The sequence below is a fragment of the Paenibacillus sp. BK033 genome (genome assembly GCF_004345425.1).
Classification (GTDB): Bacteria; Bacillota; Bacilli; order Paenibacillales; family Paenibacillaceae; genus Pristimantibacillus.
Map to the genome: position 1 here is coordinate 76,861 of NZ_SLVP01000008.1, position 26,484 is coordinate 103,344.

Below are 26,484 nucleotides of genomic sequence, written 5' to 3' on the forward strand. Positions count from 1 at the left end.
TCGTCCTGCCTATTTGAAGGGAAGTATATGGCGTTCACGCAATCATAATAAAAATACATCGTTATAACGCAGAATCGCCATACGAACCGCTAAGCTTTGACGAATAGATCTCCATTGCGCGCTGGTGCAAGAACTGTTTCACGGAAAGGTCTTCGCAAAGACCAATTGCACGGCTATAAGCGCCTTGGGCCTCTTCGACATTTTCCGTTACCCTATAAAGATGAGCCAATAGCGCCCAATAAGGCTGGTAGCTGTCTCTTTTCACTGGAGGTATCGCTCCAAGAAGCGCCAGTCCTTCCCTTGGACCGTAGGCCTCCGCAACAGCAGCCGCGCGTCCCACAAGAATCCCAAGAGTTGGGCTCAATTGGCTCAGCCCCTCATACAACAAAGCGATTTCCTTCCATTCCGTATGTCCGGTCCGCGCCCGCTGAGCGTGAACCGACTGAATAGCGGCCATCAGCTGAAATCGTCCGATTCGGCCGGATCGCGCGGCTTTATGCAGACAATACTCTGCCTCTGTTATTAGGGGGACGGACCAGCGCGAGGTATCCTGCTCGCTTAGCGGAACATAGTTCCCTGTATCGTCGCGGCGGGCTTTTTGCCGCGCTTCGCAATGCAGCATAAGCGCAAGAAGCCCCTGTGCTTCGGGTTCATCAGGCATATACGCGGCAAGGAGCCTTCCCAGATAAACAGCCTCATCCACTAAACCTCTACGCCGCGAATCCACGCCTGCCAGATCATCCCAGCCATTGCCATAGGCCGCATAAATCGAATCCAGCACAGCGTCCAAGCGTTGTGGCAATTCTTCAACGTCAGGCATGGTAAAGGTTAGGCGGTCTCTGCGGATTTTTGCTTTGGCGCGTGTAAGCCGCTGCCCCATCGTAGAGGGCTTTACCACAAAGGCGGACGCAATGCGGGAGGCATCGATGCCAAGCACGAGCTGCAGCATTAACGGCGTGCGGACGGACGGATCGATCTCGGGATGCGAGCACAAGAACAACATCTTCAGCCGTTCATCGGGAAAGGCCGGGGAATCCATCTGCTCAGCTTCCTCCGACATGGCGATCAGAGCCGAATAAGCTTTTTCGGAAACACGTTCACGGCGGAGGCGATCCGTAAGACGCCGCCTGCCCACCATAAGCAGCCAGGCCTCCGGTTTATCCGGAACCCCCTTCTTCGGCCAAGATTCCAAAGCGGAGACGAGGGCATCCGCAAGCGCGTCTTCAACCGCCTCCAGATCGCGCCAATCCGCGGCCAGATAGGAGAGGATTCGGCCATACGAGTCGCGAACGGTATTTTCGATCGTCCGGTAAGTATCCATCTTGCTCCTTCTACATGGCCGGGAGATTTTGTCTTACTTCAACGGCGTTTACGGGAGCGCGGGCCGCCCACTCCAGTGCCGCATCCAAATCCGGCACGTCGATAACGAATAATCCGCCAAGCTGTTCTTTCGTTTCGGTAAAGGGGCCATCCTGCACGAAAATCGTTCCGTCATTTCGCTTTAAGGTCGCGGCCGTCTCCGGCGCATGTAGTCCAAACCCGGTAACAACAACTCCGGAATCACGCAGGGCATGAACATAATGCGACCAGCCTGCCAAATATTCCTGCTGTTTCTCAGGATCCTTGCGGGCGGCGAAATCCTCCGTGCTTTCAAAAAACATCAGCGTAAAATGCATGCTTCAAGCTCCTCTCATCGATCACTTATTTGCCTCACGTACTTATGTCGATCTCGGAATGCGGATTTCTACAATTAACGATAAAAATCCACCAAAAGATACGGGTAAGCCATATGCGTCCGTTTTATTTTTAGCACATAAAAGGGCCGCAACAGTCTGCCATCTGCAGCCCGTTACAGCCCATTCCTATGTTCGAAACGGCTTTTTCACGTCTTGGGCAGCCGGCCTCTAGCCCAGCTTCACCAGATTGTCCGCCGTGCGGAAAGCCAAAGCCATAATCGTGAGCACCGGATTTACTCCGCCGTTCGTCACGTGAACGGAACCATCGCTCACCCACAGATTGTCGTATCCGTGCACGCGGCCAGACGGATCGGTGACGGATGTCTCGGGATCATTCCCCATGCGCAGCGTGCCCGCTTGATGCTGACCCGCGCTTAAGCCCCCGCCCGGCTTGGTCTGCCAGACTTCGCGCGCTCCGGCAGCCCACAGCCACTTCTCCGCCTGCTCTCCAAGCACAGCCGCAGCCCGAAGGGACTCGGGATGAACGCTGCCGGACAAGGAAGCAACCGGTATGCCAAAACGGTCCTTTACCGACTTCGACAGCTGCACTCTGGAGTCGGGGTTAGGGATTTCCTGAATGGGTCCTTGAATTTGGCTCGTGCGCAAGAAGGTATCGCGCATTGTTTCCTTGCCCTTCATCCCCCATCTCGCCGCATTCGGCGAAAGCGCCCGATACCAATGAATAAGAGGCAGCCGGGTAAACTCGTTCGCGAGCAGCCCTCCCCCGATAATCCCCAAATGGCTATGTTCCGTATTAAAAGTGGCTATGCTGACTCCTGGACCAAGGCCGTCTTGAACCACCTCGTCAAAAATCCCGTAAGCGCCGGAATAAACATGACCCTGCAGGTTTCTTCCCACTTGGCCGTTCCGGTTGCCGATTCCGTCCGGCTCTGAAGCGCTGGCGGAGTTAAGCAGGAGCCGCGCGCTTTCAATCGCTCCCGCGGCAACGATCACATGCCCCGCCCGTATTTGCCGGCGCTGGACCGAACCTTCCAATTCCTGCACCAGACGAACTCCGGTTGCATGTTTTCCTCCCTCGGTATCTATGTACTCGACAACAGTATCGCAGATCAGATCGCAATTACCCGTAGCGACCGCTCTTACCAGCATCGTATTATGCCCGCCGTTTTTGCTGTTCGTTGGACAGGCGAATCCCACGCATTGACCGCATCTGCCGCAAGCCTGCCGGCCATCCCTTTCAACCGAGTTGATAAGAAGCGGTACGGCCCCGGAATGCCAGCCCAGCTTTTGGGCAGCACGGGCTAACCGTTCGGCTTCCAGCGTCATAGGCATCGCGGGCATAGGATACGGACCGTGGCGCCTGCCCCTTCCAGGATGGGCGCTTCCATTTCCCGATACGCCAACCTCCCATTCCGCCCGCTGGTAATAGGGCTCAAGATCCTCGTAAGAGATCGGCCAGTCGGCAAGCGAGCTGCCTTTCGGTACCCCGTAATGGCTTGCCATACGGAAATCTATCGTATGAAACCGCCACGCCTGCGCCCCATATACCCTCGTTCCTCCGCCAACCGTCATTGCATTATTGTGGTAATCGCCATCAATAGGCAGCGTAATTCGCTCGCTGCCGTCCGCCATAACAAACGTGCGAGGGTTTCCTTCCAGGCCCGGCCCCGTGTTATGCCCGTATTTGCTAATCCGGTGATTCCGCAGGTGATCCCTGCCAACCTGATCGTATTTCAGCCAGCTTCCGCGCTCGACAACAAGCACCTGCATGCCCGACTCGGCCAAGACAGCCGCAGCTACGGAACCCCCGGCTCCAGCCCCGATCACAACCGCATCGTATCGGTCCCGCAGCTGCTCAAGCGTTTTATGCGGAAAGTCGGCCTCAAGAGCCGGCGCGCTAGCTTCCGCCACAGGGCCAGGACGAAAGCCTATCATTTTCCACGACTTTCCTTCTCTATTCCCTCCGGCTTCGGGAGTTCCATAATAACCTTCAGCTGATAGATTCAATAACGTATCAAAAAATAGCTTGGACGAAACAGGCCAGTCCGGGTAGGCACCGGATTCCGCCTTTTGCAGCAATTGATCTTGCTCATCGGTCAATAAATCCGGAAACAGCTTCCCATGAAGCCTTGTGGCTTCCTCTTGCAAGGAGCGGAGTCCGGGTTCAATCACCTTCGCCCAGACAGCAGCGTCTTGCTCGGCATAACGCTCCAAATAGGTTAAGACTCCCGCATCGCTTGCTGAAGGCCAATCATCGCCTGGAATCATCCGGTCCGTAATCGCTTTCAAAAGAGCATCCAAATGCAAATGATCTTGACTCATTTCCCTAATCCCTCCCTGTTTCTAGCTGCTTTCATCATAAACCTCTATACGTATGGCATTCAAGCATCTTTCTCTTGCTCTGCGGTCTTGTCCCAGAAAGAATAAAGCGAGAAAAGGAGGTCTGGCGATGAGGCCCTCCTTTTCTCGCTTTAATTAGAAGCTTTGAAGCCGGAGAGTGCGTTGGCGTACAGCAATGGCTTAGCAACTTGCTTCAGGTATAGGTCCCTCTGCTTGGCATACAACGCCAGATGATGATCGGGTAAAATGTTCACTTCGAGCACATAAATATGACCGTTTTTATCCACCATCACATCAACGCCAATATCGGCGTAATTCCCGCCTTTGGAATCGAATATTTTGCACGCCTTGGTGCAGATCTCGATCATTCGTTGCTGCGTCCGCAGCGACTGACTTCGGCTATAGCCATAGGTACCTTGCAAAGCATTTAAACCTTTGCTTGCAAAGCCGGCGGAGGTGAAGTTCGTAACGATGCCGTTTTTCTTGCCGAACCTTGCGATGACACCCGTACAGGACCACTGAAGCTGTTCGTTTTTTTGCATAATCACTCTGAAGTCGATGCCTCTGCCGCCCTGTCGTTTCATTTCTATCCCTTGCTGCACGATATATTGATGCTCCCGCAGGAGATTCGCTAGAAAACCGGCTGCTTCCTTGGACCCTACGGATACGATTCGATAAGGACTGGCCTTTTTATTATTTTCGGGGTAAATGAACTGATAGCCATCCCCTTTGCGAACCGCCTTTATTATCCCCCTGGCCATAGATTCCATCGTAGGCTTCAAATAAACGGCGTTATAGCGGGATAACATCTCATCCAAATCCTTGCGGCTCTGCAGCTTTCTCGTATGAGGCAAATGCTTGCGGATCGCCGGATGCGGGGAAAGCCATTTCCACAACTTCCATTTGTTGAAATGGTCGCCAAGGAAATAACCGTTGAACAGACGCGGGCCAAGCACCCGTTTGAGAGCTCTATAAGTGGGCGGGTTCAGCGCTGCTCTTCGATATAAAGCGGAAGGATACGGGAAAGTGCCAAGGGTCCAATTCGGCTTCGCGCCTCCCGGAGTATAATAGTACCCTCGAATCTTTTTCGCTTGCAAGGAAATATCGTCTGCCCGGCAAATATAGATTAAGCCCTGTATCTGAGAATAGGGGCGTAAGTAATCATTGTAATTCTTTACTTTCTCCATGGTAATGGCAGCCCCAGGTTTAAACGCGACGATGCCCAGCACTGGACCGATGTGGACATGATTCCCCTTGACCAATACCTTATATTTCAAAGAAGGAAGGCTATACCCCTCCAGCGATTGCGACGAAATACCGATTGTATCGCTTGGCAAGTTTGGTGATACCTTCACCTTTAGTTGTCTGTTCCAGGCTCCGAAATGTACCTTTACGGTTGATGGTTTACTTGCTAATTTCCGCAAAAAAGCTTGGTTGACGTGTAAGCTGTCTTTCTCCGCATGATGCAGCTTTTTAACATACATCGCCATGATCACGGCCTTCCTTTCAACGGATGGCTTGTGCCGAAGCCGGCTAGTTTTTTGGCGTACAGCATATTCGCTTTAATCGTCCGGTGGAACATTTGTGTCTCTCCTGCGTCCAAAGCGATCGTATGATTGGGATCATTATGATTAACCTCGATAATCCATAATTTATTCCGTGTATCCAGAGCAAAGTCAAAGCCCAGATTAGCGGCATGATAACCCGATGACGCCAGCTGCTTCGCAATAGTTCGAGCAATCTTTTCCATCCTGAGGCAAGTTGCTCCAGCTTCGGCTTCCCCCTTATGCAGAATCCTTCGAAGCGCCCGTTTACCCTCCATGGCTGTTCCGCCTTTGGATATATTGCTTACAATGGACCTTCGAGGTCCGAGCCTTGCGATAATCCCCATCCGCTTCCATTTCCCCCGCCCGTCTTTCACGAGGATTAACCGAAAATCGATGAGACGCTCCTGGGAGGAGACCAGCTTTATACTTTCTTGAATCAGATAGCCGGATTGATGATTTTGTTTCCGAAGGAATTGGCCCAGCTCCCGCACATTGCCAAAAACCTTCTTCAACGAGCCTTTATGCGTAACCGTAATTTTAGTATCTTGTTTGGACACTTTGAGAATATGACTCCCGAATGATCCTTGTACCGGCTTCATATAGACCTCATCGCTTTGCTCAAGCATTCGGGTAATGTCCTGCGGACTCTGATACAGAATGGTTCTGGGCAGATGGGTTCTAACGCTTCCGTTCCGGGAGAGAAGCTTGTGCATGCTCCATTTATCCAGTCGAAAGTTATTAAAGACGGTTCTTCCAAGGCTCTGTTGAAAATGGGCCATTAATGGCGTACTGGTTAACGATTTATTCAGGATGGACGAGGGATACCGGTATTGGCCGTATATCCATGTCTTTTTTACAGGTGAATACATAAACCCTCGAATCGTCTTCGTCCGAGGTTGAACATCATTCGGGGAAAACGCTAGCAATGCGCCGTTTACGTGACGGTGCGTCTTCGCGTAATGGAGTAAATTTTTAAAGGGAAGACTGCCCTTTATCTTATCCACAAGAAGACCGATATAAGGGCCTACGATCAGCGTATTACCATCCTTACGGACTTGAAATTGTCCTTCTGCCGGTATCTTTAATTGTTTCATGCATGCATCAGAGACGAGCATTTGGCCTTGCGGAACCTTCTCTGAGGTCATCAATTTCATTGGAATGGTCGTAACACCGAATTGGAGAAAGAGACTTTGGTTTCGGGATAAATTCCACTTCTTCAGGAATGTTGAAGCGACCAGGACCGTATCAGGCGGTAGAGAGGCACGACTGCGAATCTTGATCATGGTTGGGATACTTTCCTTCCATTAAGAATCAGCTATGCATTAGTCTATTATTCGTGTTCTACAGTGTTACTTTGTTGATCATAATTGGGCCTTGTGTCCTTTTCATCCTTGATTCATACACTGAAATAAAATCAAGGAGGGGAGGCTTTATTTGTGGCAACACTCGGAATCATGTGGGATCGGATGAATAAGGGCGTTTTCAAATGGCAGGCCAAGGCCATTCGAGCAGCCGGGTTTGACAAGTTGTTATTGTTTAAGCCCGACCGTGTCGATCGACGATATCGAACTATTTCCGGATGGGTCTATGAGAATAATCAATGGCGCTATGAGCCAAAATCCCCGTATCCTTCTATCATCTACGATCGCGGCATCTATAGCGGCCGAATGCTCAAGGAAGCTAGACAAGTGAAAGAAACCATCGGCATTCCTTTTGCGGGGGATTGGCTGGGAAACGATAAATGGACGATTCATAAACACCTCTCGGTAAATACAAAGCTTCGTCCCTATCTCATCCCTACTCTGCTCTTAAGCCATGATCAAGCCGTGCATACGATGCTTCATAAATATAAAAAGGCCATTATTAAACCGCTTGGCACCCACAAAGGAACGGGCATATTGAAGCTTTCCTATTTGAACGGGAAATATGTGATAGAGGAAAATAGAAGGAAAAGCATCCACTTATCTAAAGAGGGATTGCATGGGAAGCTTGCTCAGCTGCGCAGAAAGAGGAATTATCTCGTTCAAAGATGGGTAGATATAACCGATGCTGCGAATAGAGTCTACGATATTCGCGTACTCATTCAGAAAAATGTACTTGGACAATGGCATCTGACCGGGATGGGCGTACGTTTGGGGAAAGCAGGAAACATTACATCAAATCTAGCTACTGAAGGCAGCGCGAAGGAGATTATCTCTTTCTTATCCAAACAATTCGGCCATACGCGGGCATTACGGCTTGAGCAAAAGCTTCGGGAGCTGGCCTTTGAAATAGCTGCACAGCTGGAACGATCCTTCCAAAAACGGCTGGTCGAGCTTGGCCTTGATTTCGGGATTGACCGTCAGTTCCATATCTGGATCATCGAGGCTAACGCCATACCCGGCAAAGAGGTGTTTAAGCGGGCCGCATCTCCAAAAGTGTTCAATCAAAGCCTGCAGCTTCCGATTTATTATGCGGGCTTCTTGCATAGGAGGCTTTCGGGGGGAAAAACTCGGCGCAAGCAATGAATGGCATTGCCGGAATAATAGCTATGATGAAGAAGTTCATGCTGATGGGCGATACTATCCTGCTTGTAACGATTATTCGAGGTTGCAGTCACTAGCCCCAGACAACAATCCAAGCGCCCCTTTAATACGTTCACCGAAAAGCGTATATATATTAATAATCATTGACGACCACAACCGGGGTGAACACATGAAGATTTGGGTGGCCAAGGAAAGAGATACCCTTAGAAGCATAGCTCAACATTGGGAGGTTGACGTGCATGATCTCCTCTTCATCAATCCGCATATAACGAACCCGGAAATGATTATTCAAGGCATGATTGTCAACATCCCCGAGCTTAATGCGCGCCCTCAGGCAAGGGTCACCCCCTTGCCTGTCCCCGTGTGCCCTATAGCCCAACCTGTCAGGCTTCTCGACCAATGGGTGCCCCTGACACCCTTGTCCGAAATGGAACAAGCTGAATATGATGTCCTTATTATCGGTACCGGTATCGGCGGCACTGCCGCGTTATGGAGACTCTGCGAACAGTTAGGCAAAAGCTCCATTAGGATCGGGATTATCGATCGGGGCGGATTGCTGCTGCCTACAAACGCGTTAAACACTCCGACACTATCCAATTGGAATAATATGATGAAATATTACTTAAGTCCGGCCATTACGGAGCCAATAGGCGACCTTCTGCCTGAATATTCAGGGTTGAGAATGGTGTATGCTCTCGGAGGAAGGACACTATTCTGGGCTGGTACTACACCCCGAATTCCTCCTTTTGAATTTGCGAACTGGCCGATCACCTACAAAGAGATCGAGCCCTATTACAATCTCGCAGAGCAGGCCATGCAAGTAAACCGATATAGCTCGCCCTACAATCAACTTCTGCTAAGACGGCTTTGGCAAGGGGGGTACCCCGAGTCGGGATTAGTACCGGAAGCGGTAGACCGCAACGGCTTCAGCGTACTTTTCAGCTCTCTTAACTTCCTTGGGGAAGCCTTACGTCTTGGAAACTTTGATTTAGCCGTTAATGCCAGAGCCGTCCGGATCCTGACCAATGGGCGGAGCGTCACCGGCGTAAAAGTGATGTCTCCGGATAAAACATCGCATTTGCTAAGAGCAAGGACCGTAATTGTAGCAGGAAGCTCATTCGAAACTCCACGGCTGCTGCTCTCCTCAGGGATTCCGGGAAGAGCGATCGGGCATTATCTGATCAACCATTCTTATATGAAATCTCAGGGAACCTTGAAACCGGAGGACACGGCCGAAGGCATGGTATCTCTATTCATTCCTCAGACGGAGAATCGTCCTTATCAGTTTAAAATCGGTGGAACGAAGACGTACTTGGAGTTCGATGTCTCGGGCAGAATCGTTCCACGCTTTGACAATTACGTCTGCTTGGATCCGAGCAGAACGGATGACTACGGCATTCCAAGCTTCCGGGTGAATTTCTCCTACAATGATGAGGATAAAGCCGTTATGGCGCAGATGGTTAAAGCCATCCGTCAAGTCGCTTCCGTCATGAAAATGAATCTGACCCCTGCATCCGACCGGCCAGAGATATGCATCTGGCCTCCGGGAGCGGAGAACCATGATGCCGGAACATGCCGTATGGGAGATGACCCGGCGACATCGGCAACGGATCGCAATGGCCAAATTCATGGGATATCCGGTCTTTACGTGGCGGATAATAGTCTAATTCCTTCATTCGGTCCGGTGAATCCGACCTTAACTACCGGAGCATTGGCTATACGTACGGCAGACCATATCATTAAGCAATTTAAAGCAGTAAAATGAACAGCGAACCCCCCGGACATCCGCGTCTATGCGGATCCGGGGTTCTTTTCCAATTAACTTACCTTGCCGCCCATACCATGCCCCGCCGAATCATCTCCGTTATCTGGGGAACTAACACGATATCCGGGGAATGGCCCGGCGTGAGCACATAAACTTTGCCCTTCCCATACATCTTCCACCACGCGATGGGCATCGTGACCGGTCTCCATACGAGAGGAGGATTCACCCTGTCGAAGCAAGTGACGGCCAGCACTCGTATGGAAGGATCCATCAGCACGTAGAACTGCTCCGTCATCTTCAGGACAAAATTGCCAATACCGATGACAAGCGGGTTGTATGGGTCCGTCATGCAAACGCTGTAAGTCGCCCCTTGCTCGCCGGGGTGCGCGATGAACTGTCCCCCGATCATTCCCTGATACCTGACTTCGCCGCGGAATGCGTCGACGATTCCGCCGTGAATCCCTGCGATTCCCGTCCCGCTGGCAACCGCATTCAGCAAATTGTCCAGCTGTTGTCCGGTAATCGTCCCGAGCGTCCATACGGGTACGATCAAATCCGTTCGTTTCAGCTTCTCCATGTCCAGAAACACATCAAGCGTATCGGATACCTCCACTATAAAATGCTCCTGCCGCAATATCTGAGCCAGTATCCCGGCCACCTCGCGCGGATCATGCCCAGGGTAACCGCCCTGCACGATTAAAGCGCTCTTGCGTTCCAAGCTCTGCCAAGGACGCGCCGAACCTGCCCCGAAGGCCTGCGAATGGTTCATGACAGCCCTTCCCTCCAGTATTTTCTCCCGACCAATTTATGCGGTGATGTATCGGCCTATGATCTACATCTCGAATGCATATTTATTTCCATCGATTGCATAATAACACCAGGTGGTGGTCTATATGCCAGATATTCTGGGAAGCGACATTGGCAATACGACAACGAATCAAAACGGAGACGTTGTAAATCGTGAAATACAGATGCAAAAACCAAATCAAACCGCCAAGCCGGCGAAGCCGATATCCAAGCAGCTTGAAGTTAACCGCCAACTGCTGGAAGAGGTCTTCAAGAGCTGCAGCGATTTGACTTACTTGGCTTGGAAGTTCGGTCCGAATATGTCGCGGCACGCGCTATCCGTCTACTTCGGCACCATCATCCAGAAAAAGCAGCTCAATTATATGAAATCCGTGCTCCAGGATCTAGTGACGCACGAGGTTGGTCCTGGGACGGAAGTGACAACGGAAAGCATCATTCAATATTTCGAAGATGACGTCGTTTCTGCCGAGTCGGCAAGTCTGGAAAATGATTTCGAAACGCTCGTGGATCATATTCTGGACGGAAATCTGGTCATTTTCTTCGAAGGCTGGGACAAAGCAATTGTGTTCCAGGCTTCGGGCCTAGAGACAAGGCAGATCACCGAGCCGACCAGCGAATCCGTCGTTCAAGGACCACGGGAAAGCACGGTCGAGAATATGAATATAAACATCGGCTTGCTTCGGATCCGCTTGAAGAGTCCGTTGTTTAAGCTGGAAATGTTAAACTCGGGCGGCGAGACCCGGACGAAGATTGCATATTGCTATCTGGAGGGAAGCGTCGACCCGGAAATGCTGGCCGAATTCAAAGAACGCATGGAAGAAACGAAATCGATGGAAGTGCTGGAGACCTCCTATGTCGAGGAATTAATCCAAGACTCGACGTATTCGCCATTTCCCCAGTTTCGCGTTACAGAGCGGCCGGACGTGGCGGTCGCCGCATTACTTGACGGCAAAATCGTCGTGCTGGTACAGGGAACCGGGACCATGCTCCTTTGTCCGGGGCTGTTTATAGAGCTGCTGCAGTCGAGCGAAGATTATTATCAGCGCACCGTCTATTCGAGTTTAATCCGCTGGCTTCGCGTCCTCGCGTTTTTCATGGCTTTGACGCTGCCTAGCATTTACATCGCCGTGACGACATTTCATTCCGAAATGATTCCTACGGTGCTGCTGCTGACGATATTGGATTCCCGCGAAGGCATTCCGTTCCCGGCATTCATTGAAGCGCTGATCATGGAATTTTTCTTCGAGCTGCTTCGCGAAGCCGGAATCCGGCTTCCCCGCCCTGTCGGTTCCGCCGTTAGCATCGTTGGCGCCCTCGTCGTCGGCGAGGCAGCCATCAACGCCGGCCTCGCTTCGCCGATGATGGTCATTATCGTCGCGTTGACGGGGATTGCCTCATTCGCGATTCCCCAGTATAACATGGCGATTGCCTTGCGAATCCTTAGATTTCCATTAATGGCGCTTTCAGCCTCGTTTGGAGGATTTGGGCTGCTGTGCGGGCTTTTGGCGATATTATGGCATATGGTGACGCTGCGTTCATTGGGACAGCCCTTTCTGGGCACGCTGCAGCCGTTCAGTCCGCGCCAGCTGCTCGATACGTTCGTCCGCGCACCCATTAAGTACATGGACCGCTCGCCTCGCAGCAAACAGGCTTCCAAACCGGCGCCGCAACATTCCGAATAGCAAAGGAATGATGGCTTGATGAAATGGCTGCAGCAGATTCTTGTTCTTTGGCTTGCCACTATGATTCTTACCGGATGCTGGAACAGATCCGAATTGCCGCAGAAAGGGTTTATTCTGGGAGCCGCGATTGATCAGATCAAGCCGGATAAAATCAAGCTTGCTGTCCAGATCTATAAACCGGGGCAAAAGGCCGGTGTTCAAGGAGGCAAACAGGCCGAGCCTTATGTCAATATCGAAACCAAAAGCGAGTCCGTATTTGACGCCGTTCGCGACATTACGCTTCATCTAGGACGGAAAGCCCAGTGGAGCCATATTCGGGTCATTATTATCGATGATGAAACGGCTGGTAAAACACCTCTTCTTTCGCTTCTCGATGAGTTTTACCGCGACCATGAAACGCGTATGAGCACGAAAGTGGTGATCTCACAAGGAAATGCAAGCAAGTACCTTGAGATTAAACCTCTTATCGAGCAAACCGTCACCCATCAGATGAACCGGATGCAAGAAATAGGACTCCGCGAATCGGGGAAAGTTCCTGCTGTCAATCTGCTTCAGCTGGCACAGGCTCTCAAAAGCCAGGTTCCCGACACTGTCCTTCCGTACGCAATAGAACGGAAAGGAGGCGTAATCCTGCCGGGCGCTGCCATGATTAAGGACGGCAAGATGATCGGGACGCTTACCGGCAGCCAGACCGAGAATATTCTTATGCTCACGAATCAATTCAAGCACGGGGCTCTGCGACTTCCTTGCGAACCGTCCGGCAATAATACGAAGCCGAAGGTTGAAGCGGTTGAAACGCACACCATACGGACGAAAATTACTCCCGTTCTGAATCCGGACAAACTTAAAGTGAACGTGAAGGTTCTGATCATCGGCAACATCAGCGAGTTGAAGTGCAGCAGATTGGACAAGCCCGAAGACGAGATCCATTTCCAGCAAAGATTGAAGGAGGAGATGGAAAAAAAGCTGATGGAAACGATCCGGGTCACGCAGGAACAGCAAATCGACTTGATCGGGTTAGGCAATTCACTCTACCGCAACCATACGAAGGTGTGGAAGGAGTGGAAAAAAACATGGCGTGAACGTTACGCGGAAGCCGACTTTGAAATCGAGGTTACGGCCGATATTACCCATACGTTAACGACAGTGGGGAAACCGGTCAGCGCCAAGTAATCCAGGAGGATACAGATGCTGGAAAAAATCATTGTTCTGATGATAAGCTACGTCCTTGCGCTTGTCACGGATATCCATAATCTGCGCGATGCTCAGATTCGCCCCAAGATCATCTATTTCGGGATTATCGCGATTTCGCTGTATCTTAGCACCGATTATCTCATTAAACCCGAATTGCCGGATATCCATACGCTTGTCGATCTCACCTTGACCCGTCCGGCCAAAATGATCGTTGAGTTTCTTACCGTGAAGCCGATATGAAGAAGCTTGAGACCATCAGCATTTCACAAATGGCGATATTATATTTCGCTTATGTCACCGGATCGGCCAAGATCGTCATCCCGGGTCCGCTCATTTCAATGGCATTTAATGCGGCATGGCTGTCGATCCTCATTTCGGCTTCCTTCGGCGCCCTGCTGCTCCTCATCATTTTTTATTTGCATGACAAGAATCCCGGATTGACGTTAATTGCCATAAGCAACAAGACGATCGGCCGCTGGCCTACCGTAATCTTGGCCTGCGCCATGCTGACAATGGCGCTGCATATGGCATCCGGCATCATTATTGACGTTTCGACTTTTATGACCAGCATGATGCTGCCTGAGACGCCGAACTACATATTCATGGGGATGCTCTACTTTCTTGCCGCGCTGCTCTTGCGGTCAGGTATCGAACCAATGGCCCGGATGTTCAGTATTTTAATCGTGTTCGTTATGGCGTTTTGGGCCATTGTGCTGCTCCTCCTGATTCCGCAATATCACCCGGAGTTTCTGCGTCCGGTTTTTCCTGTAGGCCTTAAGCCTGCGCTGCTCGGAGCCTATTCAACAGCCGGATTCCCGTATGGAGAGGTGGTTCTGTTCGCCATGCTGCTGCCTTTTTCAAGGGCGAAACAGACGAAGCCGCTCAAGAAGGCCCTTTTCTGGGCCCTGCTGGCGAACGCGGCCACATTGATCATCTCGACCCTTTGTACGATTATGGAGCTCGGACCGATGGCTACGGAGAAGAGGTTCTCCGTATTTGTCATCGCGCAAATGATCGAAGTCGGCGATATCATTGAGCGGGTCGAAGCCGTTATAGGGTTAGCCTTGATAGCCGGTTCTTTGATGAAGGCGACGATTACGCTTTATGCGATTCAACTCATCATAACCGAGCTGTTCAAGCTGAAAAACGACCGTCTGCTGACCAACCCGATCTGTCTTGCGGTCTTCTTGCTGGCCTTAACGATGCCGAGTAACACCAAACGATGGGAGGAGCTGGTATTTATCGTGCATCCGCTTTGGGTTGCCGTTGTCTATGTGCTTCCGCTTCTAATCATCGCAGGGGTTGCTGCCGTCAAGGAGCTTTTCAGTGAGCCGCAGCATTCTTCTTAGCCACTTTGTCATTGTATATCCGGATCGGTGGCTAAAGAGACTTACAAGAACGCTGACAAGACATTTTGTCAGTGTTGATCTTCTGTTGATTAATCTCATCTTGTATTAATCGTGTTGTCTTTATTTTAGGGGCTGGGTAAGCAACACCACAATGACGAGGTAGATCCGGCCCTTTTTGTGTCTGCATTGAGAGAATACGAGCGGACTTCGGTTGACCCACCATATAAGTACTTTGTGAGAGCAAGCGTTGACTCCTTGTCGACTTCGACGATCTTCGAGCACAACGCAAAGAAGTACATCGCCAAATGAACGATGTACTCTGAGTCGCATACTTCTATACCATTTAAGCCTTTTCCTCAATCGCTCCAGCTGCAGAATCTGCTCCGGATTACAACATACGCTTCTTTTAGAATAGTGTCTTCAGCGCTTCAGGCGTGAACGGCACCAATTCAGTCAATTTACCTTCACGGATTTTGCTGGCCCATGCTGGGTCAACCAGCAGTGCCCTGCCGATCGCCACCAGATCAAATTCATCATTTTCGAGTTTTTGCACAAGCCCGTCAATTCCTGTATTGGCAGAGCTTTTTCCTTCCGTGAAGAAGGTCATGAAATCACTGTCGAGTCCAACCGAGCCGACGGTAATCGTTGGTTTGCCAGTGGTCCGTTTCACCCAGCCCGCAAGATTCAAATCTGATCCGGCAAATTCAGGCTCCCAGTACCGGCGGGTCGAGCAATGGAATATATCCACGCCGGCATCCACCAGCGGTTTCAGAAATTGCTCCAGCTCTTCAGGATTATAAGCCAGCTTCACGGTGTATTCCCTTTCTTTCCACTGCGAAAGCCGCAGCACAATCGGGAAATCGGGCCCCACAGCTTCGCGGCAAGCCCGGACGACCTCTTCGGCGAAACGGGTGCGGGCCACCAGACTGCCTCCGTAGCGGTCCGTACGCTGATTGCTTTTCTCCCAGAAGAACTGGTCGATTAAATAGCCGTGCGCTCCGTGAAGCTCTATGCCATCGAAGCCGATCCTCTTAGCTTCAAAAGCCGCGTCGGCGAATGCTTGGACGATAGCGGTAATCTCCGCTTCGGAATAGTCATTCACCTGCTTCTTCGTGCCCATATGCCAAATTTGCGGCATAATTTTGCCTCCTGCAGCATGAACCTCGGCTGCGACGTTAGCCCATCCTTTTAAAGCTTCTTCACCATAAAAATGGGGCACATCCTTGGAGTTTGAGGAATCGGGATGATTCACCACCGTTCCTTCGGTTATGATAAGGCCTACATTATTCTCGGCTCTCCGGCGGTAATAAGCGGCAACATCCGCTCCAGGCACCCCATTCGGAGACATAGCGCGGGTCATAGGCGCCATCACAATGCGATTTGCTAGTGTAAGCTGCCCAAGAGTAAACGGTCGGAACAAGGATTGTACGGCTGTAGAAGTTGACAATGTTTTAACCTCCGATCATGAGTTGAATGTCATTAAAATTAGCAAACCGTAATCGGATTCTCGTTATAGAAAATCCATTCGATACAGTTTTAGAATAACATAGGATAACGTAAGTGGATAATCGATGCATCGAGTTTGGACTATCCATTTTTGAATTCCGTAGGCGTCAGACCGGTCTCCTCTTTAAAATTGCGGGAGAAATAATGGACGCTGGCGTAGCCAAGCCGCTCTGCGATCACATCCATCTTCTCGCCACTCAGCAGGTAATATTTCGCTTTACGGATACGTTCGTTGATGAGATATTGCTTCGGGCTATCTCCGGTACATTTGCGAAACAGCGATGAGAAATAAATGACGTGATAGCCGCATAGAGCAGCCAGCTCATTTACGGTCCAGTTCTTCTCCGGCTGCTCGTTGATCGCCTGGAGGGCAGGATCAATCTTGTCCTGTTCCGGTGACCTCGGACGCGTCGTCAGCTGACTGCGGACAAGCGTAGTAATTAGCTCTGTCATTAACGATCGCAGCAAGATGCGGTAGCCCGGCTGCTCGTTCATGTATTCTTTTACAATCCGCATCAGGATCGGTTTGAGGTCAGGCTTGGTGAAGAAAGGCGGCAGCTCCAGCAGCTCTTTGTTTGGGAGCTCGAGCTTGTAGCTGGGACGGATACTGGCCTTAAGCTTCTCCTCGCTGCAGGCTTCAATCGAGAATGCGGGATGGACAGGCTCTGGCGACGGCTGCCGGTAAGCAAAATGGATGCCGATGAAGACGGCACCCATTCGAGCGATAATCCGATGCGGACAATGGGGTCCGTACAACGCGCTGTCTCCTGCTGCCAGCGTATATTGCTCTTGGCCGATACTTATCTCGGCTTCGCCCGAGAGCAGGCAGAATAGCTGATAGTCCGGGATGATGCGAGGCCCCCATTGCTCTGCGGCAGGCACTTCGGCATGGCTTGCAAAATTAACCGTTGGCTGCAGGTCATCGATAGAGCCCAGGACGATATCCGGAATGGAATGCAGCGAGTCTTGAAACATACGGCGAAATCACCTCATGACAGGAATGATCCAGGATATTTGAAAAGTGCAAAGACCTGTTTCGTATCTGTAAATACACCGCTTATAAACTCCGCTATGCTTAGCACATCAAGCCATAACGCAAGTTCGATTGATTATTAAGCTTATGCTTTCGAAGTATGAATCATCTCGATAGCCCGTACACGGTCTATTGTGGTGATAATTCATTTTAGGAGGAGTTGTTGTTATGTTAAGTCAAGCACAAATCGCGGAGTTTGAAAACAACGGTTTTCTAAAAGGTGGGGTCGTGTTGAACGACGACCAGGTAGAGGAACTTCGCGAGGAGCTAGATAAGGTGATGAACGGCGAGACCGTCAATAAACCAGTCTTGAATCGCAACATGCTGGATTCGGATTCGCCCTATGACAATATGAAAATGATCACAAGCGAGAGTGTCGTCCAGATCGTTAATATCTGGCTCGCCAGCGATCGTTTCCTCCAGCATGCCGCGCATTCGGTCATCTGCGAGGAAGTGGCGCAGCTGTGCCATTCCAATTCGCTTCGCATCTGGCATGACCAAGTGCAATATAAGCCGCCGATTACCGGCGGACCTACGAACTGGCATCAGGATCACCCGCTCTGGCCGATCATCCAGCCTTCCGACCTCGTCAGTGCCTGGGTCGCGCTTGACGATGCCGTTATCGAGAACGGCTGCATGTGGATGGTGCCGGGCAGCCACAAGTGGGGCAATCACCAGCGCTATCTGGCGAATACACCGGACTTCATGCCGTACCATAAACAGCCGGAGATGCTGCCGAACAACGCGGTAGTAAAAGCCGTGCCGTTCGAAATCAAGAAAGGCCAGGTAGGATACCACCATTGCCTGACTTGGCACGGCAGCCCGAACAACCGCTCCGAGATGAAGCGCCGCGCCATCGCCGTGCACTACATGCCGGGCCACACCCGCTACGAGCCTGTGGGTGAGCATGTCATGCTCTCCTACGTCAACGTAAAGCCGGGCGAGCTGCTCGTGGGCGATCATTTTCCGGAGGTGTACCGGAAGCAGGGGGTACAGGTTTAATGGTTTTTAGGAGGAGCCGCGCGGATAGCGCGGCTTTTTGTTTAATGACTTTAGAGAGAGTGGAAAAATCAGGTTTCTCAACAAAAGTGCCTAGTTTGGTGGAAAAAGGTTACGCGTTACGAGACGCAGTCTACTAAATCCTCAATCCGATGCATCATGTTAACAACATATCTACAATTAATAATTAGAACCTGTACAGAGAACCCCCTTTACCAGTTATTTTATATATTATACAATTACCATTACATGGATATTTATTTTGATTATTTATCCAGACAAGTATTTAAACAAAATATTTTATTATCCGGACATGTAATATATACAAAGATAGTTAAGGAGACCCTATTATGCGTTTCTTCAAAGAAAATAAACAGGAATACAATTCACTAGCTGCTGATATAAGATTGTATAAAATACCTCTAGAAAGAGCAGAAGAAATCATTAAAACGTTTAAAGATAAATGGATATACGTAAATTTCATAACTAATATTTATAAATATAACGATGATTCATCCCAATCTGGTATTTATTCAAAATTTAGAGTCAGAGATATTTATTTTGATGATAATTCTATTCGCATTTACGGGCTTGAAGATTCAGATAGATTATTTCTAAGTAAAATCAATTTAGTACAAACAGAATGTTCAATTGAATTAGATGAGGTCAAACTGATATATAAAGAAAAAAATATGTTCAATGAGATTTATATCAAAATGTATTTACCTAATATGGAAAGAAGATTACATGAAATTGAAGAATCTAAAAATCACTTAATAATAACAGAGGGCAAAACAGACTGGAAACACTTAAAAAACGCTCTATTAAAACTAAAAGCGGAAGGAAAATTTAATCAACTAGACATTGACTTCTTCGAGTATGAAGATGAGGTTCAAATGGGAAACGATGTTTTAAAACGCATATGTTCTTACCAGTCGTTATTTGAAAATGAAAAATTAAAAATATTTATTTTTGATTCGGATGACAAAAAAATTAATAATGAACATCGCGGCCACGATTATATTTACCATGGAAATAATGTATACTCACTTGTCCTCCCCATACCAAAACATAGGGAAGCAACACCATTAATAAGCATAGAAAATTACTATCAGGATAGTGAGATAAAAACAAAAGATGCAGACCATAGAAGATTGTATCTAGCAAATGAATTTGATTTAGCAACGGGTAAGCATTCTATTTTTGAAGATGTTTACACACTACTTGTTAACGACAAGACGGAAATTAATCACATTATAGATAATAAAGTTTACAAAATAAATGATAAAATTAACAATAAAAAGGATATATTTAATAATAACACAAAAACAAATATAGCATTATCAAAAAACCGATTTGCAAATTATATACTGGATGGAGTTAGACCTTTTGATACGATCTCTGTCCAATCTTTTGAGTTAGTTTTTGAAATTATTGTTAATATTTTCGAAAAATATTATCATCAAGACAAGAAATATGCTGTAGGCGAAGAAATAAGCCCAGGAATATATTTAGAAAAACATGACGATTATTTTGAAGTTTTATCAATACATGGGAGTTGCTCAAAGGAAATTGCTTTACAAATTAGAGAAGCTACTCATGTAATTTATGGAATGAAGTTATCAAATGATAAGACGAATGTTATTCTCTCTCTACAATTCCAAAATGCAAAAATAGAATGTTCGATACAAATAAGTGAAAAATTTTTGGATTTTCTTTATAAGAAAACACAAAACAAATTCAATAGAATCGAGTTACACATATGTGATGAAGAGAAAAATTTTATATCTCATAAAGAAATTATGAATGATGACCTTTGTGTCGTTCTAATCCAGGGAATATTTAATGAATTAAGAAATTTATAAAACCCAGTTATTTAAATATCTTTCTGAAATCAAAATCAATCAACACAATATTCCCGTCTTCTATGTAAAGTAGGGGCATTTTACTGGCAGCGACTTGCGGTCTTCGTCGCGCAGTAGCTATAGCTTTGCGTTGGGAGGTTGCTGACCTTCAAACCGGTACGTTAAGGTCAAGCAATTATTTACATTAGGCGATTGGGACATATTCTTTCAGAGCCAAGAACAAAGGCCGGTATACGCACGATTGCTTTGCCAAAGATAACAATAGATGCATTGAAACAACAAAGAGGCCAGCTTGCCTAGAACAAGCTGGCGGCAGGACCAAAAATACAACGACCATGGGCTAATAACTCAAACGAAGTTCGGTTGTCCTGTAAGTCCATATACTTGGAATGCCGTTGGCTCGACCTGCTCGGCAAATCTAACTTGCCGAAGATACGGTTTCATGACCTTAGACATACCCATGCCAGTGTTCTTCTTACGTAGAACTTACATCCAAAGGTCGTCAGTGAACGGCTTGGACTACAAAGCAGCTGACCTTCTATTAAATTCCGTAAATTAGATTATAAAGGCGAGTGTCTATGTGACACTCGCCTTTAAGTACTTCCAATTTTAAAGTGTTAGTTCCACCCAAGATAATAGTAAGCAATATGCAACGGTATTACTACTATTATAGACCACTTCAATAGAAGAATTGCTCTTGAAACACGGAACATCTTCTTGGCTTTAATATATGATAGTTTATGAAATTCTATTACCAAACTCTTGAGTAGATCATCATCTTGCCCATTAGGTGATGTTATCAAAGAAGAATAAAAAGAGGAAACATTGTGATTTAGTTTTGACTTTGAACGCTCAAAAAAAAGATCGACAAAAGTTGGCTTTGGCTTTATGTCCCATAAATAATATTGAATATTTGATTGCAAAATAGGGTTTTCATTTTTAATATGCTCATGTGGTGCTGACATTGGATTTATAGCTTTGAAAGCAATTAAAATTGTTCCAATCAATAAACTGTAAAAAGTGATACCTAGCAAGTACGCTAGAATGGTCCACATTGTTTGCGCTTCACTTGCATGTAACAGCATGTGTTTTCCTATTTTAGCCAAGTATGCCGCTAGAAAAATACCTCCCACCTGTACCGCAGTAGCTTTGGTATCCAAAAATCGTATTGTTTGTTGCGTATCATCAATGGCTTTATACATATATTCTAGTTTAGCTTCCACTAAATAACCTCCTTCTTATTATTCACTACGAGACAATACATAGCCGTCTTCAAAGGAACGGAACCGTATTCGCCCATTGTCGCTGCTTGGCCAGTCATCCTTAACTTTTTTACTAACGAGTACACAATCGTTTGCCTTTTGACAAAGTTTAGCTGCACCGTTCACACAGTCTCCGAATGCCTTTACATCAAATGTCATGTCCGTTCCGATTTTCGTGACAATTACATTTCCGTGGTCGATTCCTACACCACATTTTAACGGCCATCTTTGGCCGTTTTCTTGAAGAATAGGATTCACTACTTCACTTATGACTCTTAGCAAATCACGGCCGCAAGAACCAGCTTTTTTCATAGCATGGACTCGAGCCATTCCAGAATTATTTCCACCGAAAAAAGCCATTAGACCGTCACCGGTAAAGTCCATAGTATAGCCTCCATAATGTTCTACTACATATGAGACAGCTGGAAAATATGCATGCATAGTTAAAAATGTAGCTTCTGGCCCAACATTTACTGCTCTATTAGTGGAACCACGCATGTCTATAAACAAAACAGTAAAATTATCCCTGATGTAGTCCCCAAACTCCATAGACTTTGCTTTGTAACCAGGAACCACATCAGAAATTGCAGCTGTAGCTTCGTGGAATACCATGCTTTTATTTAGACTATCAAGTGCTCTTTTATAATTCTCGCTAGCGATTCTTTTGACTTCAAGTATGTCTAACGCCATCTATTTGCACCCCTATTTGCAATTTACCTGATACCAATCTTCCATTAACGTATTTATAACATTCCCATGATAACAAGATCTGTTGTAATTGTATGATAAGAGCTTTTTGTTGACATCATTCAAATTTGAATAAAATACATCAGACATCATTATGGGGTAGTCTTGAGTTGATTTACTACCGAACCCACATAATTTGGCCGCATCATTAAGAACGTCACCCATCCAAACAACATCATTAATACCACTTCCGCTATATCCAGCTTTAATCATCAGTGCACGTCCGTAGTGAAGGCCGATACCTACTTTTATATGGTCGTAATTTTTCTTTTTCAGCTTGTAGTTGAGGACTTTGACTAAACTATTGATTTTTGCAGCAGTACTAAATAAATTGTCAATGTCTCGTTTGCTAGGGGTGCTAAACACTCCAAAAACACAATCACCTTCTATATTTATTTCTTTACAATTCACGTTTCCATTAATGATTGCTACCATCTCTGATATATAACTACGATATAATTTTGCAAGCTTTGGTCTATTGTACTTCTTTGGTAATTCACTTGAGTCGCGTATATCTACATATAAAGCAGAACAATATGTATAATACCCATTTGTAAATGTGAGTTTTTCACGCGAAGGTATATCGTTTACTTCGCTATATGAATTGTCACTTGCATCTAAAATCTCTTGTAATCTGTCGTAACTTTTTATATGCTCGTATTCTTTATAATTACTATGCATTACATCTCCCCCTAGAGAATAAATGAGAATTTCTTAATAATAGGAGTAGTTAGAAGGAGTTTAGAGTTAAATGTGTAATTATTCTATATCAGCTACGAGAAACAATTACACTAACATCAACTATACAATGACAGGTAGTTGCATACCTTGTCTTGTACATCTAACTACTTTTAACCAACGAAACCAAGCTAATGTGGTTGCACACAATAGCTTGGTTTTTAGCGCTTTAATGAGCTATTAACTTGCTTGGTTATATAAACAATTTCGCTAGGTTTTAGAATACAACTCGGCCTCCTTTTTCGTTATTAGCACTCATAAGCCTTGAGTGCTAATCTATTATATTACAGATTTGGTAGGCAGGTAAAGCTCGATTTATTAGATTATTCAGTCAACAAAATTCGACATGAAATTTACTCTTTATACAAGAGTTGACTTGATGTTGACTGATCTTGAGTTCAAAAATCTGTTGATTCCAAAAACATTCTATGTCAAATTAATCGGACAGGTCATGCATTGCAACACCGCAAAGGTGGGGCAGAACCGGCTTTTTTTGTGTCTGTACAGGGCATTGAGGACATGCGAGCGGACGCTCGGTTAGAACTGTCGTGAAAGTACTTTCAGGAGTTGCTTGTTGACTCGTTGTTGACTTAGGACATAAAAAAATACATCGCCCGGCACTTGAGCCGCATGGCGATGTATTCATTGTGTACATACTTCTATACCTTTATTAGCCCTTACTCTTCCCCAACCTCAATCGGATTCCCCTCATACGAAATCCAATCACTCCAGCTACCCGCATACAGCCTTACCTTCGTAAAGCCCGCTTCCTGCAAAACAAGCACGTTCGGGCATGCCGTTACGCCGGAGCCGCAGTAGACGATCGTCTCCTGGTCCTTCGGCAGATCCTCGAACCGGGCTGCCTGCTCGTCCGCGTTTTTCCACTTGCCGTCTTCTCCCTTGCCTTCCGACCAGAGACGATTGATAGCTCCCGGAATATGGCCGGCAATTCGATCCAATGGCTCGACCTCGCCGCGGTAGCGTGCGCCGTCGCGGGAGTCGATCAGCGTGATGTGCTCAGCGCCAAGCTTCTCTTTCACTTCGTCCATCTCGATCAGCATGTTGTGCTGCACCGTTGCAAGGTAACGCGCAGGAACAAGCGTCTTCTGCTCCGCGTTCACCGGGAAGCCGGCATTTTGCCAAGAGGTAAAGCCTTCGTCCAGCACGAACACCTGCTCATGGCCCAAATATTTCATCAGCCACCACAGACGGGAAGCATATGCTCCGCCTTGGTCGTCGTAAGCGACAACGCGGGTTTCATTGCTGATGCCAACCTTACTGAGCGCGATTGTCAGATCGGTGATGTCCGGCAGCGGATGGCGTCCGCCATGCTCGTCGATTGGAGCGGACAGGTCCTTTTCCAGGTCCAAATACACGGCGCCTGCAATGTGGGAGGCTTCATAAGCTTCGCGGCCGAAGTCCGGCTTGCCAAGCTGGAACCGGCAGTCGACGATAACGAGGTCTGTCTCATATAAGCGGGCAAGAAGCCATTTTAACGATACGATATTGTTCATGAAGGAATAACCGCCTTTCGTATGTATGCTATATGAGCATTATACATGATTCCGGTCCCTATCTTCTAACCCTGTAAATCACCGTTTACAAATATTGCATACAAGCATAATCATGCGCTAATAATTCATAGATAATATCTTCTTTGGAATAGTTATTCCAATATTTTATCAAAGGAGATGAATTTATGTTCAAACGTTTCATCGGTACGGCAGCCGTCATTATCGCTCTGGGTGCTGCGCTCGTTACCGAAGCCGGCATCGCCCCTTCCGAGGCGCATGCGGCAAGCAACATGGTTCCGGATTACGAGGTTAAGCTTCTGATGAACCCAAGTACAACGCTTGGTCCGGATTTCAAGCTGACAAGCTCGGTATTAAGCGCCTTCTCGATGCCTACAACGGTAACGAAGATGAACGTGGCCTTCCTTGATACCAATGCCAAAGACATTTACAACAACGGCTGGAGCACCCGCATCCGCAAGACGGAAGGCGAAGACGACTTCGAATTGTCCTACAAGAAGCGCTACGCCATTACCAATAACGATATTAACGCGGCGCTGACGCAAGCGAACAACGATGGCTTTAACTCCGGCGATACGAACTATGAAGCCCAAGTCGAGTGGGGTTACCTGAAGAAAACGCTCAGCATCACCCGCACCAAAAGCGGCAGCAAGTCCGGCTACAGCGGCATGGATCTCCCGTCGATCAGCGACGCCCGCAGCCTGATGATCAACAACGCACCGGATAAATTCAACGATTGGCTGTTTAACGACTGGGGTACGACCAAGCTGCAAACCTCCCGATATTTTGGCCCGGTGCTCGCCAAACGTTCCATCGGGACATGGAGCGGCATGCAGATATACATCGAAGTATGGCCGATTAAGAACGCCGCAGGCACCGGCACGGAATATGTGGTCGAGGCTTCCTTCAAAACGAACAGCGCAACAACCGCTTCCACTAAGCATGATGAGCTGGTCACGTACTTGCAAAACAAAGGCTGGTTCCTCGCTCAGGACTCGCTGAAAACCCAATTGATTATGGACCGTTACTAATCCGAATCTTATAAATCCTAATCCAAAGGCTCTCCCGCGCCAAGCTTTATGCGTGGGAGGGCTTTTTTCATCTGAAAAAATAGGCCTGTCATTCGTGTAAAGTTAACTTGACATTAAGTATAGTTTAGATTACATTTTGTATATAGAACTTAACTTATTTTACCATTCAAGGAGGTACCTTGCTTGACCTACCAGGAGAAGAAAAGCATCACCACGTTAATTAGCGCCGTGCTTATTTTTGCCGTCTATTGCTTGTATAAGTACGCGCAGTACCCGGAGGAAGGAATGGCACTTGAAGAAAGCATCCGTTACTGGGGCTCCTTCGTGTTGGTCCTGACGCTGGTATCGATTATCGCGCATATTGCGATCAGCATTATTTTCAACATCATCTTCCGGATCACTACCGGGGAGAAGGAACCCGCTTTTGCCGACGAATTGGATAAACTTATTGAGTTGAAAGCTCACCGGAACTCTTTTTTCCTATTCATACTCGGTTTTCTGCTTGCCATGGTGTCTCTTGCTGCCGATCAGCCACTGAACCTGATGTTCCTTATCCTGATCGCATCCGGTTTCCTGTCCGACGTCTCCGGTTCGATCACGAAGCTGTACCACTACCGGAAAGGAGTGTAATATGGCTAAAAATCTTGTCGGCAACCACATCCGCAAATTACGGTTTAATCACAACGAAATGACACAGCAGCAATTGGCTGACAAGGTCGGCGTCACGAGACAAACGATAGTCGCATTGGAAAAAGGCAACTACTCCCCGTCCCTCGAGCTAGCCTTCCGGATTTCCCAAGCTTTTGGACTGCCAATTGAAGAGATCTTCTTCTACGGGGATGATACGAGCCAATAATTATGAGGA

At 47.7% G+C, this 26,484-nt stretch carries 23 protein-coding genes; 11 read left to right on the forward strand and 12 right to left on the reverse strand.

Annotated elements, in window-relative coordinates; genetic code table 11:
* Positions 1-61 precede the first annotated feature (61 nt).
* The 5 genes from EV294_RS23015 to EV294_RS23035 form a co-directional block, all read right to left on the reverse strand.
* On the reverse strand, positions 62-1,321 hold the full coding sequence (locus tag EV294_RS23015; protein WP_132311114.1) for an RNA polymerase sigma factor: 1,260 nt from the start codon (positions 1,319-1,321) through the stop codon (positions 62-64).
* A 10-nt stretch (positions 1,322-1,331) separates the two neighbouring features.
* A complete protein-coding gene (locus EV294_RS23020) occupies positions 1,332-1,676 on the reverse strand; it encodes a YciI family protein (RefSeq protein ID WP_132311116.1) in 345 nt (114 codons plus the stop codon).
* Positions 1,677-1,904: 228 nt separating this feature from the next.
* Positions 1,905-4,019 (reverse strand): GMC family oxidoreductase, encoded by a 2,115-nt coding sequence (locus tag EV294_RS23025; protein ID WP_132311118.1) that lies wholly within the window; start codon positions 4,017-4,019, stop codon positions 1,905-1,907.
* 149 nt (positions 4,020-4,168) lie between these two features.
* Positions 4,169-5,527 (reverse strand): YheC/YheD family endospore coat-associated protein, encoded by a 1,359-nt coding sequence (locus EV294_RS23030; protein WP_132311120.1) that lies wholly within the window; start codon positions 5,525-5,527, stop codon positions 4,169-4,171.
* 2 nt (positions 5,528-5,529) lie between these two features.
* Entirely contained in the window at positions 5,530-6,678 is a 1,149-nt protein-coding gene (locus EV294_RS23035; RefSeq protein ID WP_165930783.1) for a YheC/YheD family endospore coat-associated protein, read from the reverse strand.
* Positions 6,679-7,020: 342 nt separating this feature from the next.
* Between EV294_RS23035 and EV294_RS23040 the strand changes: the two genes are divergently transcribed.
* Positions 7,021-8,091: a YheC/YheD family endospore coat-associated protein gene (locus EV294_RS23040; RefSeq protein ID WP_132311124.1), complete on the forward strand. Its 1,071-nt coding sequence runs from the start codon at positions 7,021-7,023 to the stop codon at positions 8,089-8,091.
* Positions 8,092-8,278: 187 nt separating this feature from the next.
* Positions 8,279-9,874 (forward strand): GMC oxidoreductase, encoded by a 1,596-nt coding sequence (locus EV294_RS23045; protein ID WP_165930784.1) that lies wholly within the window; start codon positions 8,279-8,281, stop codon positions 9,872-9,874.
* A gap of 58 nt (positions 9,875-9,932) precedes the next feature.
* Here EV294_RS23045 and EV294_RS23050 read toward each other — a convergent pair whose 3' ends face one another.
* A complete protein-coding gene (locus EV294_RS23050) occupies positions 9,933-10,643 on the reverse strand; it encodes a ThuA domain-containing protein (RefSeq protein WP_132311127.1) in 711 nt (236 codons plus the stop codon).
* A gap of 202 nt (positions 10,644-10,845) precedes the next feature.
* Between EV294_RS23050 and EV294_RS23055 the strand changes: the two genes are divergently transcribed.
* From EV294_RS23055 to EV294_RS23070, 4 genes are read left to right on the forward strand one after another with little or no spacing between them, the layout of a single operon-like run.
* Positions 10,846-12,363 carry a spore germination protein gene (locus EV294_RS23055; RefSeq protein WP_132311474.1) on the forward strand — a complete coding sequence of 506 codons (1,518 nt, stop codon included), beginning with the start codon at positions 10,846-10,848 and terminating at the stop codon, positions 12,361-12,363.
* Between the two features lie 18 nt (positions 12,364-12,381).
* Positions 12,382-13,536, forward strand: a complete 1,155-nt coding sequence (locus tag EV294_RS23060) for a Ger(x)C family spore germination protein (RefSeq protein ID WP_167198949.1) — start codon at positions 12,382-12,384, stop codon at positions 13,534-13,536.
* Between the two features lie 15 nt (positions 13,537-13,551).
* Positions 13,552-13,797, forward strand: a complete 246-nt coding sequence (locus tag EV294_RS23065; protein WP_132311131.1) for a hypothetical protein — start codon at positions 13,552-13,554, stop codon at positions 13,795-13,797.
* The gene (locus EV294_RS23070) at positions 13,794-14,906 is read left to right on the forward strand and encodes a GerAB/ArcD/ProY family transporter (RefSeq protein WP_132311133.1); all 1,113 of its coding nucleotides are present in this window, start codon (positions 13,794-13,796) and stop codon (positions 14,904-14,906) included. Before EV294_RS23065 ends, EV294_RS23070 begins: the two co-directional genes overlap by 4 nt.
* Before the next feature lie 406 nt (positions 14,907-15,312).
* On the opposite strand, the gene EV294_RS23075 is transcribed toward EV294_RS23070, so the two are convergent.
* Together EV294_RS23075 and EV294_RS23080 are read right to left on the reverse strand one after the other, a co-directional pair.
* Positions 15,313-16,353, reverse strand: coding sequence for an NADH:flavin oxidoreductase (locus tag EV294_RS23075; RefSeq protein ID WP_132311135.1), 1,041 nt, complete (start codon positions 16,351-16,353; stop codon positions 15,313-15,315).
* A 140-nt stretch (positions 16,354-16,493) separates the two neighbouring features.
* Complete coding sequence (locus tag EV294_RS23080) at positions 16,494-17,387, reverse strand: helix-turn-helix transcriptional regulator (protein WP_132311137.1); 894 nt, start codon at positions 17,385-17,387, stop codon at positions 16,494-16,496.
* 226 nt (positions 17,388-17,613) lie between these two features.
* On the opposite strand from EV294_RS23080, the gene EV294_RS23085 reads away from it, so the two are divergent.
* Positions 17,614-18,447, forward strand: a complete 834-nt coding sequence (locus tag EV294_RS23085) for a phytanoyl-CoA dioxygenase family protein (RefSeq protein WP_132311139.1) — start codon at positions 17,614-17,616, stop codon at positions 18,445-18,447.
* A gap of 347 nt (positions 18,448-18,794) precedes the next feature.
* A complete protein-coding gene (locus EV294_RS23090; RefSeq protein WP_132311141.1) occupies positions 18,795-20,309 on the forward strand; it encodes a hypothetical protein in 1,515 nt (504 codons plus the stop codon).
* A 617-nt stretch (positions 20,310-20,926) separates the two neighbouring features.
* Here the strand turns inward: EV294_RS23090 and EV294_RS23095 are convergent.
* The 4 genes from EV294_RS23095 to EV294_RS23110 all read right to left on the reverse strand — a co-directional run bounded on the left by EV294_RS23095 (position 20,927) and on the right by EV294_RS23110 (position 24,570).
* Entirely contained in the window at positions 20,927-21,532 is a 606-nt protein-coding gene (locus EV294_RS23095) for a Pycsar system effector family protein (RefSeq protein WP_132311143.1), read from the reverse strand.
* 18 nt (positions 21,533-21,550) lie between these two features.
* Positions 21,551-22,261 carry an adenylate/guanylate cyclase domain-containing protein gene (locus EV294_RS23100; RefSeq protein ID WP_132311145.1) on the reverse strand — a complete coding sequence of 237 codons (711 nt, stop codon included), beginning with the start codon at positions 22,259-22,261 and terminating at the stop codon, positions 21,551-21,553.
* A 12-nt stretch (positions 22,262-22,273) separates the two neighbouring features.
* A complete protein-coding gene (locus EV294_RS23105) occupies positions 22,274-22,999 on the reverse strand; it encodes an adenylate/guanylate cyclase domain-containing protein (RefSeq protein ID WP_132311147.1) in 726 nt (241 codons plus the stop codon).
* Positions 23,000-23,733: 734 nt separating this feature from the next.
* On the reverse strand, positions 23,734-24,570 hold the full coding sequence (locus tag EV294_RS23110) for a sulfurtransferase (RefSeq protein ID WP_132311149.1): 837 nt from the start codon (positions 24,568-24,570) through the stop codon (positions 23,734-23,736).
* 185 nt (positions 24,571-24,755) lie between these two features.
* On the opposite strand from EV294_RS23110, the gene EV294_RS23115 reads away from it, so the two are divergent.
* The 3 genes from EV294_RS23115 to EV294_RS23125 all read left to right on the forward strand — a co-directional run bounded on the left by EV294_RS23115 (position 24,756) and on the right by EV294_RS23125 (position 26,475).
* Entirely contained in the window at positions 24,756-25,619 is an 864-nt protein-coding gene (locus EV294_RS23115; protein WP_132311151.1) for a hypothetical protein, read from the forward strand.
* 183 nt (positions 25,620-25,802) lie between these two features.
* A complete protein-coding gene (locus EV294_RS23120; protein WP_132311153.1) occupies positions 25,803-26,249 on the forward strand; it encodes a hypothetical protein in 447 nt (148 codons plus the stop codon).
* Between the two features lies 1 nt (position 26,250).
* The gene (locus EV294_RS23125) at positions 26,251-26,475 is read left to right on the forward strand and encodes a helix-turn-helix transcriptional regulator (protein ID WP_132311155.1); all 225 of its coding nucleotides are present in this window, start codon (positions 26,251-26,253) and stop codon (positions 26,473-26,475) included.
* The last annotated feature ends 9 nt before the right edge of the window (positions 26,476-26,484 follow it).